The organism is Desulfobacter sp. (assembly GCF_050177295.1).
Map to the genome: position 1 here is coordinate 1 of NZ_JBFXHE010000052.1, position 17,905 is coordinate 17,905.

The 17,905-nt window shown below is 45.0% G+C and carries 14 protein-coding genes and 1 pseudogene; 5 read left to right on the forward strand and 10 right to left on the reverse strand.

Annotation, left to right across the window (positions count from 1 at the left end):
* Window positions 1–208: pseudogene (locus AB7U36_RS06245) on the reverse strand (transcriptional regulator); the annotation flags it as partial.
* A 434-nt stretch (window positions 209–642) separates the two neighbouring features.
* Here AB7U36_RS06245 and AB7U36_RS06250 point away from each other — a divergent pair.
* Window positions 643–3,522 carry a 6-hydroxymethylpterin diphosphokinase MptE-like protein gene (locus AB7U36_RS06250; protein ID WP_428158934.1) on the forward strand — a complete coding sequence of 960 codons (2,880 nt, stop codon included), beginning with the start codon at window positions 643–645 and terminating at the stop codon, window positions 3,520–3,522.
* 46 nt (window positions 3,523–3,568) lie between these two features.
* Here AB7U36_RS06250 and AB7U36_RS06255 read toward each other — a convergent pair whose 3' ends face one another.
* The 9 genes from AB7U36_RS06255 to AB7U36_RS06295 all read right to left on the reverse strand — a co-directional run bounded on the left by AB7U36_RS06255 (window position 3,569) and on the right by AB7U36_RS06295 (window position 14,327).
* Entirely contained in the window at window positions 3,569–4,327 is a 759-nt protein-coding gene (locus AB7U36_RS06255; protein WP_428158935.1) for a cytidylyltransferase domain-containing protein, read from the reverse strand.
* Window positions 4,284–5,348: a nucleotidyltransferase family protein gene (locus AB7U36_RS06260; RefSeq protein WP_428158936.1), complete on the reverse strand. Its 1,065-nt coding sequence runs from the start codon at window positions 5,346–5,348 to the stop codon at window positions 4,284–4,286. Before AB7U36_RS06260 ends, AB7U36_RS06255 begins: the two co-directional genes overlap by 44 nt.
* Before the next feature lie 34 nt (window positions 5,349–5,382).
* The gene (gene neuC, locus AB7U36_RS06265; protein ID WP_428158937.1) at window positions 5,383–6,543 is read right to left on the reverse strand and encodes a UDP-N-acetylglucosamine 2-epimerase; all 1,161 of its coding nucleotides are present in this window, start codon (window positions 6,541–6,543) and stop codon (window positions 5,383–5,385) included.
* Window positions 6,536–7,549 carry an N-acetylneuraminate synthase gene (gene neuB, locus AB7U36_RS06270; protein ID WP_428158938.1) on the reverse strand — a complete coding sequence of 338 codons (1,014 nt, stop codon included), beginning with the start codon at window positions 7,547–7,549 and terminating at the stop codon, window positions 6,536–6,538. The genes neuC and neuB overlap by 8 nt, the downstream gene beginning before the upstream one ends.
* The gene (locus AB7U36_RS06275; RefSeq protein ID WP_428158939.1) at window positions 7,549–8,175 is read right to left on the reverse strand and encodes a NeuD/PglB/VioB family sugar acetyltransferase; all 627 of its coding nucleotides are present in this window, start codon (window positions 8,173–8,175) and stop codon (window positions 7,549–7,551) included. Before AB7U36_RS06275 ends, neuB begins: the two co-directional genes overlap by 1 nt.
* Complete coding sequence (locus tag AB7U36_RS06280; RefSeq protein ID WP_428158940.1) at window positions 8,168–9,319, reverse strand: LegC family aminotransferase; 1,152 nt, start codon at window positions 9,317–9,319, stop codon at window positions 8,168–8,170. Before AB7U36_RS06280 ends, AB7U36_RS06275 begins: the two co-directional genes overlap by 8 nt.
* Window positions 9,312–10,304, reverse strand: a complete 993-nt coding sequence (locus tag AB7U36_RS06285) for an NAD-dependent 4,6-dehydratase LegB (protein WP_428158941.1) — start codon at window positions 10,302–10,304, stop codon at window positions 9,312–9,314. The genes AB7U36_RS06280 and AB7U36_RS06285 overlap by 8 nt, the downstream gene beginning before the upstream one ends.
* 18 nt (window positions 10,305–10,322) lie before the next feature.
* The gene (locus tag AB7U36_RS06290; RefSeq protein ID WP_428158942.1) at window positions 10,323–11,714 is read right to left on the reverse strand and encodes a B12-binding domain-containing radical SAM protein; all 1,392 of its coding nucleotides are present in this window, start codon (window positions 11,712–11,714) and stop codon (window positions 10,323–10,325) included.
* 150 nt (window positions 11,715–11,864) lie between these two features.
* On the reverse strand, window positions 11,865–14,327 hold the full coding sequence (locus AB7U36_RS06295) for a flagellin (RefSeq protein WP_428158943.1): 2,463 nt from the start codon (window positions 14,325–14,327) through the stop codon (window positions 11,865–11,867).
* Between the two features lie 217 nt (window positions 14,328–14,544).
* Here AB7U36_RS06295 and fliD point away from each other — a divergent pair, with 217 nt between their 5' ends.
* The 4 genes from fliD to AB7U36_RS06315 all read left to right on the forward strand — a co-directional run bounded on the left by fliD (window position 14,545) and on the right by AB7U36_RS06315 (window position 17,898).
* Window positions 14,545–16,488, forward strand: a complete 1,944-nt coding sequence (gene fliD / locus AB7U36_RS06300; RefSeq protein ID WP_428158944.1) for a flagellar filament capping protein FliD — start codon at window positions 14,545–14,547, stop codon at window positions 16,486–16,488.
* Between the two features lie 88 nt (window positions 16,489–16,576).
* On the forward strand, window positions 16,577–17,059 hold the full coding sequence (gene fliS, locus AB7U36_RS06305; RefSeq protein ID WP_428158945.1) for a flagellar export chaperone FliS: 483 nt from the start codon (window positions 16,577–16,579) through the stop codon (window positions 17,057–17,059).
* Window positions 17,060–17,084: 25 nt separating this feature from the next.
* A complete protein-coding gene (locus tag AB7U36_RS06310; protein WP_428158946.1) occupies window positions 17,085–17,486 on the forward strand; it encodes a hypothetical protein in 402 nt (133 codons plus the stop codon).
* A gap of 13 nt (window positions 17,487–17,499) precedes the next feature.
* Window positions 17,500–17,898, forward strand: coding sequence for a flagellar protein FlaG (locus AB7U36_RS06315; protein WP_428158947.1), 399 nt, complete (start codon window positions 17,500–17,502; stop codon window positions 17,896–17,898).
* Window positions 17,899–17,905 lie beyond the last annotated feature (7 nt).

Sequence of the window (17,905 nt, forward strand, 5' to 3'; positions counted from 1 at the left end):
TGACACCGTGTTCCTGCATTAAACACTTCAAGATGTCAACTGGTGCTCCCTCATGTTCCGGCAAGTGGGCGGTTTCATACGTTTCCACCAAACTGCCGATGGTCTCGACCAGAGACGCCAGCGGGTGATCTTCGTCCTCTCCGACTTCATCCAAAATGCTGTCAAGAAAAGATACCTGCCGGTCATATTCTGCTTTTGAATGGGCCACGGAAAAGATGCGTTTAATATCCGGCCAGATCCGGATAATGTCGTTTTTTTCTTGTAACCGGCGCCGTGAGTTCTGAATGCAGCAGTTCCCTATCTAATGAAATGGTGATCAGGCACTGGAAGAAAAAATGATTTTTCTGTAATCTATACTCGATGATCCAGTTTTTCGTCAAATCGCATAACTATAGGAGGCTAAATTTCATGATTTGGAACCAGATCTCCCACGGCGATTCGATAACAAATTGATATTATTGAATTTTAAAAATCGTGCCACAAAATTTATCCTTTTTGACAAATGCAATGATATCAGTCCGTTATAAAAAACTGGATCATCGAGTATAGTTAAAAAAAATTTAAAGCGCTTGCCTGCCCGGCAAACCCGGAATATAAAAATCATACATAAATTTCGGAAAACAGGCCTTTGGAGATATGAAAATGAATCAGGAATATACCGACTACTACGAGTCAAACCTTAAATTACTAAAAAAGAATCAGCCGTCAGTATGGAAACAAATTACAGAAGATCAAACAGAAGCTCTCGGTGAAATTTCTTTTGCTCCTAACGGCAAACCCAATCTTACAGTCACCAATGACCAGGGAGATTCAATTCTTCTTCACAATGAAGTGAATCCGGAAAAGGAAAGTTCAGATTTTATCGAAAAAATTCCTGCAGACCATAAAGGGTTTGTCGCCATCCTCGGCATGGGTCTTTTTTACTCGGCTCTCAACATATTAAAACAACGACCTCATCTTCAAAATCTGGCACTTTTTGAACTGGAGATCGGAATTTTCATCCAGGCACTTCGATATATTGATCTTTCTCCCATACTGGAAGACCATCGGCTTATTTTGGGCATCGGAGCAAAAGCGGATATTGCTGAAGCACTGGCTGCAGCGTCCAGAACCTTGCAGCTTGAAGATTCAAACATATTACATCATCTGCCTTCGTTCAGCTTTAACCCGGACGGATATAACCAGCTTAAGGATGATCTTTTTGCCCATATCAACAGTCTTAACATTGGCGGAACAACCACAAGACTACTGGGTAAAGATTTTCTAACCAACCGCTTCAAGCATATCTGCACCATACATCATCATCTGCTATTGGAACATATACAAAATAAATTTGATGGCGTTCCTGCCATTCTGGTTGCTGGGGGACCGTCTTTAGATAAAAATATCCATCTGCTTAAACAGGCCCAGGAGAAAGCGGTCATTATTGCCGTTGATACGGTTTTACCTGCTCTGTTGAAAAACGGTGTACATCCCCACTTTCTCACTTGTATTGACCCGAACAACCTTACGTTTGAAAAATTTGCCGATGTAATACCACAGGTTAAAGATATTGCCCTGATCTGCTCATCCTGGGTAAACCCCAAAACCCCTAAAGTATTTCCGGCTGAACAAATCTTCTGGACATTTACGGGCAAGCCCATCGAAGCGTGGCTCAATTCACTGCTTGGCGGAAAACTCCTGACCGGCGGTGCCAGCACTGTAGCGCACTTAAACCTTATTGCCGCACACATGCTGGGGTGTGATCCAATCATATTTATTGGTCAGGATCTTGCTTATCCGGGTTCTGCTTCTGCTTCCCACGCAAAGGGAACGGTCCTTCAAGGGAGTGCCCCGACAAAGATAATAACAAATCAAGTCCAGGGAGAAACCGTTACCGGTATCAACGGAGAAATTTTACAAACCAACCGTTCATTTTTAAGCATGAAAGGATTTTTCGAATCTGCCATTGCCAAATCCGATAAAACCCACATAAATGCAACGGAAGGAGGTGCAAACATTGAAGGTACCAACATTCTGACTTTACAAGAAACCATCGATAAATATTGCAACAAATTTATCAATACAAACCAACGCCTAAAAGAGTTTTATTCAGCTTCAAAACCAATCGCGTCTGACAAAATGCTTGTTGAGTTCAACAGAATACTCAGTAAAACCAAAAAATTAGATAAAATCATTAAATCCTCGGATGAAATTGCAAGGTCGTTATTAAAAGAACTTACAAAAGCGAAAAGAAATGGCAAGCTTATTAAATCTTTTGATATGCTTACCCTGTCACAAAAAAAACAAATAAATAAAATTGATAAATTTCATAAAGACCTGGATGATACTCTGGAAGTCTGGAAAATCTTAGAAGAGATAACCATGGAAGGATTAAAAGAAAGTGAACGCCAAAAACAGGATATCTCAATACTCGAAAATGATCCCGACAGATATATTGAGTGGCTGATAAAAAATTTAAACAGGTTGCTCGGCATCAATAAAATCCGAAAAGAGACTCTGACACTCCTCTCAGACAATTTAAACATGGTCGCATCATTTCACCAAAAAGAAAGCAACTATCTGGAAAAAATCAATAAAGGCTCCCAAACCGAACAAAACAAACTTAAACTTGCCGGTCTCTATATCAAGTCAGAAAATTATTATCTGGCCACTCATCTTCTGGAAGACCTTTGCAAGGTAATGCCTGAATCCGGTGAGGTTTATTTTTATCTTGGCTGTTCAGTTGCTCAGTCTAATATGCTTGAAAAAGCAGATCATTATTTTCGAACAGCAATAGAATGCGATCCAAACCTCAGCCGTCAGATTGACACATACTTACACGAGATGGGAGATGATTTCCTGAAGTTTGCCCGGTATTTTAAAACCCAGCTGGGACGTGAATTAAGCGTGAAATACATGGTACAAAAAGGCCTCAGGTATCATCCAGACAACATCGAACTTCAAAAAGAACTGGAAACCATCCTAAGAGAGGACCTGAAACAAATAAAATCAGATGTTGATACCGATAATTATCAGAACTCAGCTGAATTAATAAATGAATGGTACCGGAATGCAATGGATCAGAAAAATTTGTGTGACACTCTTCCGTCAGATCTGGCAAGCAATATTTTTCTATACAAAGGCAAACTGTGCTTGTCGCAAAAAGAGTATCAAAACGCCATTGAAAGCCTTAAATCAGCCATGGAATACTCACCCGATAACCATGAGATTCATTCTGCCACCATTGACACCCTGTTTATCATTGGTGATTTTAATGGTGCCATCAAGGCATTGAACAAAGCAATCAAACTGGATACTAAATTTGCAGATTACTGGGAAACCATAGGGGACAGCCTCCGGGACAGCGGCCAAAATGAAGATGCAATCATCGCCTATGAAAACTGTTTTCTGCATCTGCCCGACAACATAAATCTACTCAAAAAAATGGGCGACTGTTACATGGCCACAGACCAGTTGGAGGCAGCCAGAGCCGCCTATCAACAGTTAAAACTTAAAATGGGTATTCTTAACGGCGAATAGATCTGGCTGTCAGAATCTATAGCATATTTTTATTCAAAAAATTCAATTACTCAATGTGTCGGATCAAAAAATCAAACAATTTAAAATCAAATTCCGTATCAATATCCAAACATCGTTCTTTGGGGATTTCATAGCCGATTGTAAATTCAGAATAAAAAGACCTATTCTCCAAAAACCATCTTGATTCAGCCATATAAACGGCACCGGTTGGGATATATGCAGAAGGAAGATCCTGTCTTCTGCAATTTAAATATCGGCTCCCCATAATAGATTTTAACCTGTTATTTTTCCCCATTTCAAACATCCAGTAGGGACTTTTATCCGGTTTTACTACAGATACGGTCGATTTGGCTTTTGAAGTAATACAGAGTTTTATACACCCATCTATATCCTCTTTTGAGGTGAATGGAGAGGTGGGTTGCAAAAGCATCACATAATCATAACCGGAAATTTTGCTAAGTGCATGAACGATAACATCAGAACTCGAACTGTTATCTTGAGCAAATTCTGAAGGACGGACAAAGGGAACCTCACATTCGTAAGTTTCAGCAACCCTGATGATCTCATTATCATCAGAAGAGAGAATTAATCTGTCAATATAAGCTGATGTTTTGGCTGCCTCAATTACCCATGCAATTAGAGGCTTTCCCCCTGCCAGCTTAATATTTTTCCGCGGAACCCCCTTTGAACCGCCACGGGCAGGGATGACGGCAAGTATTTTCTTGTTTTTAAACATTTTTAATGATTTTCTTAAAATTAAACTACCCCCAGAATATTTCGCCGTATTCGCCGTCAGCCGTTTCAAAATCCCTTTTATGCCCGATGTCCATCCAGTATTCCCTGATCTGGAATATCACGGTTTTATAATCTTTCTCCATCATCCTGTCAAAGAGATGGGTCATATCAAAATATTCGTTATCCGGTATCAGGTCTATCATCTCCGGTTGAAATACATAAATTCCTCCGTTAACGAAAAATCGCTGGACAGGTTTTTCGTCAAGCTGCACCAGTTTGTTACCTTCCTGCTTGATTACCCCATAGGGTACTTGCATGTTGTATTCCCTGACGCACATGGTTGCCATGGCATTGCTGAGTTTGTTATTGTTGATATGAAATTCTATAAGTTGCTTAAAATCAACTTTGGTCAGAAGGTCACCGTTCATCACGATAAACGGCAGCGATGGTTTCTCAGGAAGCAGTTTGATGCTACCGGCCGTGCCAAGCCGCTGTGTTTCTCTGAGGTATTCAATGTTCACTCCCCATTTAGAACCATCCCCAAAGTATTCCTCAATCATCTCTGCTTTGTAATTCACTGAAATATAAAAGGTGTCGAAGCCTTTTTTGACAAAACTTTCAAGAATCGTTTCAAGTAAAGGGGTTCCCCCGATTTTTAAAAGCGGTTTGGGGCATGAATCGGTTAACGGACGCAATCTGGTGCCAAGGCCTCCGGCCATTATAATAACCGGATTTTTTTGTTTTTTCTCTTTCAGGATATCCCGTAAAAAGATAAGTTCCACAACTTTGCCGTCGTGATCAACAATAGGAAGCTGATTAATCAGCTGTTCTTTCATGATCCTGTGCATGGTCCCGGGATCATCGTCAACTGAGGCGGTTAAAGGGGAAACATAAAAAATACGCTTTACAGGTTCATCAAGGCTGATTCCCTTTAAGATGCCGCGGCGGATATCACCGTCTGTAACGGTCCCAAGAAGCTTGTCATCAGGATCAACAACAAGGGCAATCTGAAGTGCGCTTTTATCTATTACCGCCATGGTTTCTTTTATGCTGGTTTCAGGCCCTACAGATGTTTTTTTCCAAGCTTTCATTTTTCCACCCGTCTATCTCTCTATTGAGTGTTGATCAGTATGCGATATCATGAAATACTTTTTTTAGAATATCTTTTAAATCGGCTTTTTTTAAAATTTCCTTAATTTTTTTAGCAGTACCGGATTTTTCAAACGGAATACTCATGGTTTTCAAGTCCGACTGGAAAAAACGACCGTGTATTGTCTTTAAAGCCGCCAGTATTGAATTTTCATCAGGATAGCAGTCAACCACACTTTCCGCCCTGATTCTGCCTTTCTGCCTGTCGCCGATATTGATTGAAGGAACTTTAAGCGCAGGTGCTTCGAAAATACCGCTTGAACTGTTCCCGATAAGCGCCTTGCAAAACTTCATCGCGGATAGATACCTTAAATATCCAAGGGACGGCACCACAAGGCATTGTTCAGGATGCGCCTTGTGGTAATCCTTTTGCATTTGATTGATCACCCTGCCGCCTGAATCAGCATTGGCTCCGGTGAAAATAATCTTATGATCCGGATACCGGTCCAACGCAGCTAAAAGTTGATCAAATTGTGTTTTAAAACTTTTCTCTTCCAGGGTTGCCGGATGAAACGTCACAAGGAAAAACGGTTTGTCCAGTTTAAACCCGATGGCTTTTTCAAGCTCATCTTGTTCCATCAGCTTTAATTTCCTGACATTTTCCACTCCCAATGCCCCAACATTATAGACATATTCCGGTTGCTCGCCCATCTGGATAATTCTGCGCCGGTAAGCTTCACAACAGGGAAAATGGAGATGGGCCATTTTTGTAATGCTGTGCCGAAAGGCTTCATCAACAGCCCCTTGTGTCGTTTCCCCCCCATGGATATGGGCAACGGGAATACGGCAGACCTGGGCAGCCGTTGTACAACAGAACGCTTCAAACCGGTCACCAAGAATAACCAATAGATCCGGGATGTATTCAGCAAAAAATTTTCCATATCCGGAAACGGCTGTCCCCATGGAATGACAGATTCCTGCCGAAGAATCATCAATAAGACCGATATCCACACATTTGTCCGGCTCAAATCCGTCTCTTCGGATCTCCTCAATGGTCATGCCCTGTTCCGGAATCAGGTGGGTACCGCTGACCAGCAATTGCAATTGCAGATTTGAATCCTCATGGATCTCTTTAATCAGATTCCGTAGAAGACCGTATTCCGCACGGGTGGATGTATAGACACAGATTTTACGCATCAATCAGATCATCTTTTTTATAGTTTCTTCGGGCAGTCCTGCCAAGGATATCATCCCATCTCATCGGACTGATACCTGTTCCCGGTCTTTTGACCGTAAGATTGTCCTCGGTCAAGGTTTCACCGGCGGCAATACTGCAGGCTGCCACAATGCTTTTCCGGGCAATGGGAATGTTTTTCTTCTCCGAGCGGCTTGGCTTTTTTATGCCGCTGCCGAGGGCCAGCTCAATATTCCTGACAGCCCTTACCATTTGAGCCAGCTCTTCCGGCAAAAGAGATGCGTTGTGATCCGGGCCGGGTAAATGTTTATCCAGGGTAAAATGTTTTTCAATCATTGTGGCTCCCATGGCGACTGCCGCAACGGGGACTTCAATGCCTTTGGTATGATCGGAGTAACCGACTCTAACCCCCGGAAATGAGCCCTTTATGGTTTGCATGGCCTTAAGGTTGACATCCTGAAAGGGTGTCGGATATTCAGTGTTGCAGTGAAGAACGGTTATCATATTCAGAGGGATTTCAGCTTTCGTAAATACAAAAAGAGCGGTCTTGATTTCTTCCAGATCCGCCATCCCGGTTGATAATATTATTTCCTGGCCAAAGGAAGCGATTTTTCTTAAATAGGGCAAATTGGTTATTTCGCCCGAAGGGATCTTCCATTTTTGAATTCCCAAGCCCCTCAGCATATCAATGGTTTCAAGGTCAAAAGGAGAAGATAAAAACTCAATCCCCTTCAGTTCGCATATCTTTATCAACTCCGAATGTGCGCCATGGGACAATTCAAGTTTTTTCAGCATCTCAAACTGAGACTCGTCCCGGGCTGATGTTTTTTTTTGATAATCAGCCTTGACCGCACTTTTTGTCACCAGCGTTTCCGCTTTAAATGTCTGGAATTTTACGGCATCGGCACCGGCATCCGCGGCAATGGCCACCATCTCCCTGGCCCGGTCAAGGGAGCCGTTGTGATTCACCCCGGCTTCGGCGATTATGAACACCTTGTGACGATGCATTATAACTTATTATCCTTCATGGCTTTCCCGGCTTTTTCTCCGGCAATAAGGCTGCCTGCCTTAAAAAAAAAATTATCCGGGAGCTTGGCACCTTGAACAATAATTGCGTTTGACCCTACAAAACTTCCGCAACCAATTTCAGATTCACCATTTAAAACAGCAGCTGTGGAGATATGAGTATGATCCCCGATTCCTGCATCATGTTCGATCAAGCACCTGGTATTTAAAATGCAGTTTCTCCCGACAGCGGCTCCGGCATTTACAACCGCATGATGCATAATGACACTGCCTTCCCCGATCCGTGCATGTTTTGATACATATGCAAAAGGTGAAACAACAACGGGAAAAACAAAACCGGCCTGTTTTAACAGGGTGAAAAGTCTTTGCCTGACATTGGATGACCCGATCTGCCCCACGGTGATCAGGGCATAATCATAGTGTTTCTTTAAGTTTTCAAAGTCAGTATCACACCCGATCACGGGGTACCCGAGGACCGGCCCGGAATTTTCTTTTCCGGGCTGTTCCACTATTCCGGCTATGGAGAAGGTCTTGCCGGTCTCAATGACATCAATACAAGACCGGCAATGCCCCCCGCCGCCGACAAGAATGATTTTTTTTTCAGGCATTGGCCTTCCTCGCACTGCTTGGCAGGTTTATAATCCTTTGTACAAGCCATCTTGCATTTTTCAGGTTATCGGTCTGACACTTTTTATACATTGGAAGATCCGGCAGCAGTTTCCAGGCAGGCCGGGTCATTATGCCGGATTCGTTTGTTTTTTTCAAAAATTCGTCCCGCTGTTTTTTATCAGACGTAATCACTGCATTCAGCCAGTAATTGCTGGAACATCCGTCAGGTTCCGTAACAAAACGCCCCCATTCATTTATTCTGAAAAACGCTTCATAGGCGGCGGCAAGCTTTCGTTTGTCATTAAGAAAACCCTCCAATTGTTCAAGCTGCGCGCAGGCCAGGGCGGCGTTCAAATTGGGCAGCCGGAAATTATACCCGATTTCGTCATGAACAAACTCCCATTGATGATCTACTTTGGCCGTGGTGGTCAAATGCTTTGCCTTTCGTGCAAGCGCCGTATCATTTGTAATAATGGCCCCGCCGCCGCCGCAGGTAATGGTTTTATTCCCGTTAAAGCTCAACACGCCCAAAGAACCGAATGTTGCACAATGTGTGTTTGAAATTTTTGAACCCAATGCTTCGGCAGCATCCTCAACAACAGGGATTTGCCAGGAAGCTGCCAATTCAAGTATCTGGCTCATCCTGCACGGATGCCCGAACGTATGCATGGGAACAATGGCGGCAATCCGCCTGCCGCTATTTTTATTAAACGTTCCCCTGCCGTTTTTTTGAGCATTTTGATCAAGAAAATTTTCCAGGGCCGCCGGACATAACCCCAGGGTTTCCCTGTTTACGTCAACGAATACGGGAACGGCATTGTTATGAACAATGGCATTGGCTGTTGCCACAAAGGTCAGGGGCTGGGTGATGACTTCATCATTTTGTTCAACGCCTGCCACCCTTAATGCCGTTTGAAGGGCAGCCGTTCCGTTCACCATTGCCACTGCATATCCGGCACCCAGATATTGGGCAAGTTTCTGTTCAAACCGGTCAACATATTCGCCGATGCTGGAGACAAAGGTGGAATCAATGGCATCCAGGACATAATTCCGGTCGATTTCCCTGAAACGAGGCTCATGAAGCGGGATAATCCCTTTGGTCTGATACCAATCCCTTATGAATGTGATGAGATCGCTATACATTATATATATCTGTTTTATACCGTGAAAGGTTTGCAGGGTTGATAAACCATTCAATAGTTTTCTCCAGTCCCTGTTCCAAGGAATAGTCCGGCTTGAAGCCGGTGAGGCGATTTATTTTCGTGTTATCACAGCACAGCCGGAAGACCTCTGAATCTTTTGGCCGAAGTCGTTGTTCATCCGTCATGAATTTTACATCGGACTTCATAATATTCCGGATCAAATCCAGGGTGTCTGCCACAGAAATCTCAACCCCGGAACCGATATTAACGATTTCTCCAATGGTTTGGTCGGATTGTGCTAAAGCCATAAACCCTTTGCAGGTATCCAGGACATAATTGAAATCCCGGGTGGGTGAGACATCTCCCAGTTTGATCAGTTTTTTACCGGCTGCAATCTGCCCGATGATGGTGGGAATAACCGCCCGGGCGCTTTGCCGGGGGCCGTAGGTGTTAAAGGGCCGGGCAATGGTCACCGGCAAACCGAAGGCCAGGTGAAAACTCATGGCCATATGATCCGCCCCGATTTTGCTGGCTGAATAGGGAGACTGGGGCTGCAGCGGATGGTTTTCATCAATGGGAATATATTGCGCGGTGCCGTAAACTTCGGAAGTTGAGGTATGAATCACCCGTTCACATCCGTTTTCTCTGGCCGCCTGGCAGATATTCAGGGTTCCCTTGACATTGGTGTCCACGTAACTGTCCGGTGCAATATAGGAATACGGAATGGCAATCAATGCAGCCAGATGAAAAATTACATCCGTATGCTTTGTGATTTTTTTACAAAAATGGGGATCACGGACATCCCCGGATACGACTTCAATATCATTCAGACAATCAAGGCTCTCCAGCCAGCCCCAATCATTGAAAGAGTTGTACTGGCTTAACGCTTTTACGCCGGCACCGCAGTTAACCAGCATTTCAACCAGGTGGGATCCGATAAATCCATCAGCACCGGTCACCAGGATTTTTTTATTTTTTAATTCCAATTATATTCCCCCGAATGGTTATGATTGCCGAAACCCTCTGAAAGATGCATCCCGGGTTGAATATAAATGCCGGGTTTGTGAAGTCATTATTTTTTTCTTGTTTTCAAAATAGTTTTCCATGAGTCGTATATTGGCATCGCACAATTCAGAATACAACTCTTCTTCAGGCAATTCAGTAAAATTGGCCGCAAAAAGATCTGAATTTAGATGTTTGTTTTCATAAAAATCCCGGATATCGTTAATCAAGCCTTTTTCAACGGCATAGTCATAAAGCGGAGAACCCGGATAGGGGGTCACGGGCCGGATGGTTCTCATCTGGGCTCCATCATCGTATTTGATCAGAAAATCGACGGCGGCATTCAACGTTTCCTTATTGTCGCCGATATGGCCGAACAGCATATTCAGACCGGGACTGATTCCGGCAGCCAATGTGGATTCGATACCTTGGTCGATCTGTTTGATTGAGAGGGCCTTGTTCATTTTTTTCAGCACATCATCGTCATAGGCTTCAATGCCGTAATTGATAAAAACGCATCCTGCCCGTTTCATTAACGCCAGCACTTCCGGTGTTGCATAGTTGAGCCTGCCGTTGCAGTCCCATTTTATATTCAAATCGGCCTTTAAAAAAGATTCGCAGATTTCCATGGTACGTTGTCCGGATGACATGAGAAGTTCGTCTGAAAAAGCGATATAAGATATGCCGAACTCTTTTTTCAGGTATTGAATCTCTTCGATAATGGCCTCGGCGCTTCGGGGACGAAATCCCTTGTCCATCCTGTAGCAGAAATTACATTTAAACGTACATCCCCGGCCGGACAGCAGCGGCATGACAAAATCGCCGTGGGTGCAATGGGGCATTCTCAACAATCTGTAATATTCAATGGGAAAAAGCTCGTATGCCGGCCACGGGATGCTGTCAATATCCTTTATCAGTTCCCGCCTGGGGTTAAACACAACTTTCCCGCCGTTGCGGTATGCAATTCCATTGATGCGGTCCAGGGGCTTATGGGTGGCAAAGGCATCAAAAAGTTCCAAAACCGTTTCCTCACCTTCACCGATCACGGCGACATCAGCACCGGTTTTTTCAAGAAAATATTCCGGCTCCGGGGACGGCCCGTGCCCTCCGATGATGAACTGTTCAGGTCTTTGTTTTGACTTTTCAATGGCCCGGGAAATATTGAGCAGTTTTTTATATTGATAATACCCGGCAATGATGCCGACGCCGATAATATCGAATTTGTTCCGGTCCAGATAAGCGGTCAGGTACTCATCCGGGTAATGATGGAGATCCTGGTTATAAATTTCAACATCATAGCCGTCTTTTTTGAGGACTGCCGCTATATAGGCCAAACCCTGGGGAAACCAGTGGATATACGAATCGTTATCATAGACAACCAATAGAATCCTCAAAACGTACCTCCTTCTTCCTTAATGACCGGTCTTCTGAACGAATAAAAATTACTACCGTTATTTTTATCAAGCAAAGAAAAACCGGGGCGACAGCTTTTGCAGCTGCCGCCCCGATTCTAACAAATATCGCTTGGTTTTATGCGATAAAACTTACTGGAGCAGGCTCAAGACATTCTGCGAACTGGCATTGGCCTGGGACATGGCAAATGTGCCGGCCTGGCTCAGGATCTGCATCTTTGTAAAGTTTGCCGACTCTTCCGCAAAGTCAACGTCACGGATGCTGGATTCCGCAGCCTCAACATTTACCTTGGTTGTTGAAATATTGGCAATGGTGGAGGTCAACTGGTTCTGCACGGAACCCAGGTCGGACCGGACCTTATCCAGGGATTTCAACGCGGCATCCGCCACTGCAATACCGATCTGGGCTCCTTCCTGGGTAGTCACATCCACATCGGAAAGGCGATAGGCAGAGGCATCGGACATAAAAGAATCCACTGTACTGTCCGCAGCTACATCATTAACACCCAGAATTGTACCGGATTTCAATATGGATTCACTATTAATGACCATATCTGCTGTAGTAGCGACATTGGTACCTGTAACCACATCATATTCAAGAGTAGTGCCTGCTTTATATACAGTATTATCATCTGCGACAAGGTCATTGGTCAATACAGTGCCAGCAGTAATGGTTGAACCCGCTGCAATAGTTGAGCCCACAGCCAGGAGCATATCCTTACCCTTACTTACGGTTGCATCACCAGCCGTGGTAATCCCTGAACCAAGGGATGATCCATTGGCAAGAAATGAATTGGCTCCTATATTAGAATTTTTCTGCAGGGTCATGCTGCCGCCGGATATTGTACCTGAACCGGTCAATGCATCACCAGCAAATATTGTTCCGGTTGTTAAGATAGAAGTAGATTCTATGGTTGACCCACCCTTAAGATCCATATCTGCAATGGTGGTGGCATCTTTGGTGGTTGTAATATCAGCAAAAATCTCGGTGCCCGCAGCCAAAACAGAATCGGTATGAAGATCTGAACCCGCTGTCAAAGTTGTATCACCAATTGTTGTAAAATCTGCAATAACCTTAGCCGTTTGACCGGCAGCGATATATGTCTGACCGCCACTTACAACAACGGCACCGGCAACACTGCCTGAAAGACTTGCAGACACATCACCCTGAAAGATGCTACCGGCATTAATAATGGTATCAGCTGCAACAGCACCGGCTTTCAATACAGAACCTGATGCAAGGGTGCTATCAGCCGTCGTGACAGCAGCCAACGCGGCGATTCTAATGTCCGCCTGGATTGTGGTACCGGAACCAATAATTGATCCACTTCCAATCAGGGATCCGGCTCCGATAACATTATCATCATCGCCAGCAGCGATTGCTAAATCTGCACTGAGGGTAATGCTACCTTGAATCTGTGATCCTGAAGCCAGGGTTGAGGCTGCCGCAAGAAGCGTACCCGAAGCCAGCACCATTGTTTCAGAAGTACCAGCAATGTTACCCACTTTTAAGAGGCCTTCTTCTGTGGATATGGCAATCCCTGCCTGAGAACCCGCATCGGTAATGGCAATCTGGCTGGTGCCTTCCTGGCGTACTTCAATCGTGCCCAGAGTCGACAGCTCTTCCGTTCCACCCATTACGGCCTGGGTAGCCGCTCCCATGGTAACTTTAATGGCCCGGTTGTCCGTAGAACTCAGAGTCAGTACGCCGTTTTGATCCACGGAAGCTGTAACGCCGTGCTCACTGGTCTTGTTGTTGATCGCCGACACCAGGGCACCGTCGGAATCATTTTCCTTCACATCCAAGGCACCAATGGTAACGCCGTTGATGGCAAAACTGCTGTCCGTTGTACCGGCGGTGATATTATCATCCGTAGAGGAAGAAACCGATGCCGTGGCTGAGATACCCAGCACATCACTGAGTTTATTAATGGCATCGGCCACAGCGCCCACGCCGTGCTCCGCACTGTTATCATAGGCCAGCTCAATGGAATTCAGTGAATAGGTCTTGTCCTGCAGATTACTGTAAACATTGAGTTGGGTCGTCCCTTCACCGGCAAAGGTTAGATCAGAGGTAGTGATATGACCGATCTTATTTGCTTCTGTTGACTGGATGGAAATGTCCACGGTCTCACCGGCATAGGCCCCGATCTGAAATTTCTTGTCGGTAAAATTACCGGAAAGAAGTTTCTGGTTGTTGAATGAGGTGGTTTTGGCAATGTTGTCCAGCTCTTCCCTGAGCTTTGTAATATCCGCCTGGATGGCCTTGCGGGATTCCGTGGTCTGTCCGTCCTGGGCCGCCTGGATGGATTTGGTTTTAATGGTGTTGACGATGTTGATGGATTCTTCCAGAGCCGCGTCTGCTGTCTGAACAATGGAAATCGCATCGTTACCATTCCGGATGGCCTGCCCCAGGCCCAGGGACTGGGACTTGAGAGAGTCGGCAATGGCCATGCCGGAAGCATCATCCGCTGCCTTGTTGATCCGAAGGCCGGAAGACAGTTTTTCAAGTGATGACGACAGGCTGTTATCATTCTTGACCAAATTTTTGTGCGCGTTTAACGCTGCAACGTTGGTGTTGATTCTTAATGCCATAATTTATTCCTCCTTGAGAGTTAATGAATCAGGGATTCCGTTCCCTTTTTTTTATATTTCCACCGTACCGTACCTGGTTTACTATGGAATCTGAAATAGCTTATCGACGGCTGGAAAAATAACTTAAAAAAAAAATTATGTTTTTTATGCGATTACCCGATAAGAGTATCAATATAACAGCAAGTAAAATGCACATTTACTTTTATGGAGAAACACCATGGCAACAGGATCGATTACATCATTGGGAATAGGGTCCGGCCTTGACCTTCAGGATATTATTGATCAGCTCAAGGGGGTGGATGAAGCCGTTATCACCGCCAAGCAGGAGGAACAGACCGAGCTCCAGACCCAGGTGGACGCCTATAATACCGTTAATGCCAAACTTTTTTCCATCAAATCGGATGCCCTGAACCTATCCCTGGCATCCAATTTTTTGGGCAACCGTGTTTCCATATCGGATGAAGATATCCTCTCTGCTACAGTGGGGGATGGGTATGAAGCCTCTTCCTACAGCCTTGAAGTCACCCAGAAAGCCCAGAAAAATTCCTGGGCGTCCACTGCTGCGGCCAGTAAAACAGATGCCCTGTTCAACGAACCCGAATCCGGGATATCGGATATAGATACCACCGCGGTCACAATTTTGGGGGCTGGTGTCGCCTTGACAGAGGAGGTGACATTAAGTGCCGACACGTTGGTTGGCGCAGGCTCCACAATTTCTTCCGGATCGACACTTTCAGCAGGAACTGTTTTAACGACTGATATTATTAATAATTCCGGTACGACTATTTTAGCAGGAACGACCCTGTCAGTGGATACTGTTATACAGGGTGATACTCTGTTACAAGAAGATATGACCCTTAGGTCCGGTTCTATACTGGAAGCAGATTCGATGACTTCACCCCTTTCCATTTATTATGGTGCCGAAGGCGATCAGGAGCAGATCGACATCAGCCTGGAAGCAGGCATGACGTTTGAAGAAATCGTCGATGCCATCAATAACTCTGCCGACAATACCGATGGAGATGGAAACCAGCTGGTCACGGCCTCCATTGCCAGTAATGACAACGGCGAGTACTATATCCGGCTTTCAGCCACTTCAGGAGAAAACACGGAAGATTCGCAGATCAGCGTTTCCGGATTTGACTGGGTGGCGGCGGATACCACTGTGGGTATCACCCAGGGAGACAGCACCATGTACTTAACCGTTGCTCCCGGCACCACCTACCAGGGGATGGCGAAACTTATCAACGAGGCTGAAAACAACCCCGGCATCACCGCAGCCATTATCAATAACGGAGACACTGACAACCCGTATCAGCTGACCCTTACCGCCGACGAAACCGGCGAGGATGCCAGAATCACCCTGAGTAATTTTGATGAATTAACGGAAGTGAACGGGGCCGGAGGGGAATCTTTGAATGCCGAATTTGCCGTGGACGGCATTTCTTATTCCCGCCAATCCAACAGCGGGATTGACGACGTCATTGACGGCGTCACATTTGAGCTGAAAAGTGTCGGGGAAACAACACTGGACATTGAAGTCAGTCACGATACCGTTAAAGAAGATCTTTTATCTATGATCGAGGGGTTCAATGACCTTGTCTCCTATATTACCGGCACCGGCGCAGACTCTTCCGACACGGAAAGCGAAACCGAGGACGATGCGGACAATCCCTTTGAAAGCTCAAGCAGCTCCAGGCGGATTGTTGCTCAGCTCAAATCCCTTTTAACCACAAACATTGATCTGGATAGCGCTTACACGAGCCTGATCGACCTGGGTCTTGACATCGCCAAGGACGGTACGATCAGTATTGACGAAGATACCCTTGACGAAGCCATCGCCAACGATCCCGATGCGCTGAGAATGCTGTTTTTGGGCGATGCGGATGAAGAAATTACCGGAATAGCCGATGTCATCAATGATGCCCTGTCGGAAATGGTCAGTTCAACCGGCATCGCCTCCACTGAAATTGATGAAGCAGAAGCAAAAATCGACCGGCTGGACCAGGACATCGACAACGAGACCGCCCGGTTGACAAAAAAATATGAAATCATGTCGGCACAGTTTTTACGGCTGGATACCTATATCAACCAGCTGAATTCAGAAGCCGCCCTGCTGACGTCGTTGTTTGACTCATTCGGCTCATCAGGCGATGATTAATAATTCTCAATCAGGGCTGAAATATTCTCAAGAAAAATTTTGAATGGTCGATTCAAATAATAACAATAACGGAATTCAGGAGATTTGAATGGCAGCTTATCAGCAATTACACACCTATTTGAACAATCACTATGAAGGCATGGATCCCGAGCAATTGATACTGTTGCTTTTCAAAGGAGCCCTGACCCGCATGAAGCTGGCCCGGGAAGGTATTGAAGAGGGGAATATTCAAAAAAAGGGAGAAAACCTTTCAAAAGTTATTGCCATCATCTCAGAGCTCAACGCCTCTGTTGATCCGACAATGACGGATGAATCCACCCGGTTTTTAAAGGGTATTTACACGGCCATTCTGACGGAGCTGCCAAAGGTAACCTTAAACAATGACTTAAAGACCCTTGACCGTGCCAAAGCCTATATATCAAGGCTTAAAGAGATCTGGGAAACCGATGTAATGGCAAAAAAACAGGCGTCACCCACTGAAATTGTAAAAAATACGGCCCCAAAACGCTCTTTTCAACCGGCGTTCAATCCAGACAGACCGAAGACAACGTTTCAGGCAATTTCCGTTTGACAGATAAACAGGATATTTCATAAATATGAAAAAAAATTTTAAGGCAGTAGAAGATACGTTAAATCGGCTGTACGATATTCAGGCAGATCACCTTGCATCTTTTGACGAACAGGCCCTGCCCGACCTTGAACAGCAGTCTGCAGAACGGGATATTGAAGTTTCCCGACTGATAAGGAACGTCGATATATTGGTTAAACAGCAGCAAATCGAAACCGGGGCCGAAACGGAATCAATGCTGTCTTTTTTGAATGATCGCGTTACAGGACTCCTTGACCAGAACAGGGTCCTTGAAGTAAAAGTAAAAGCTGTCAGAGACAATATTAAAAACCGTATGAAACAGCTATCCAAAGGAACGTCGGTGATCGGTTCATACCGATCTTCGGCAGCTGCTGCATACACGCCAAAAGTTATCAGTATTACCAATTAATAAGGATGGCAGGATGAAGATCAACGATATAAAGATGGCTTTGAAATCTGTGGAGCCCAAACTGGTGGACCCAAAACCGATGGCACCGCCACCGGTGGAACTGGATACCCCTGCCTCTGAACCGAATAAAAACGAGGCGCTGGATCAGTCCCTGGCAACCGCACAAAAAGAGGAAGAGTCTCCGCCTGCCGAAGAGATAAAAGAACTTGCAGAGACCCTGAATGAATACATGGATGATCTTCAAACGGATCTGGGTTTTTTCATGCATGAAAAATTGAACCATCAGGTGATAGTGGAGATTAAAAACAGAAAGACAGATGAACTTATAAAACAAATTCCCTCCGAGGAACTGGTGATGATAAAGGAAAAAATGGCGGAACTGACAGGGCTTCTTTTTGATACAAGTATATGAGTTTAAT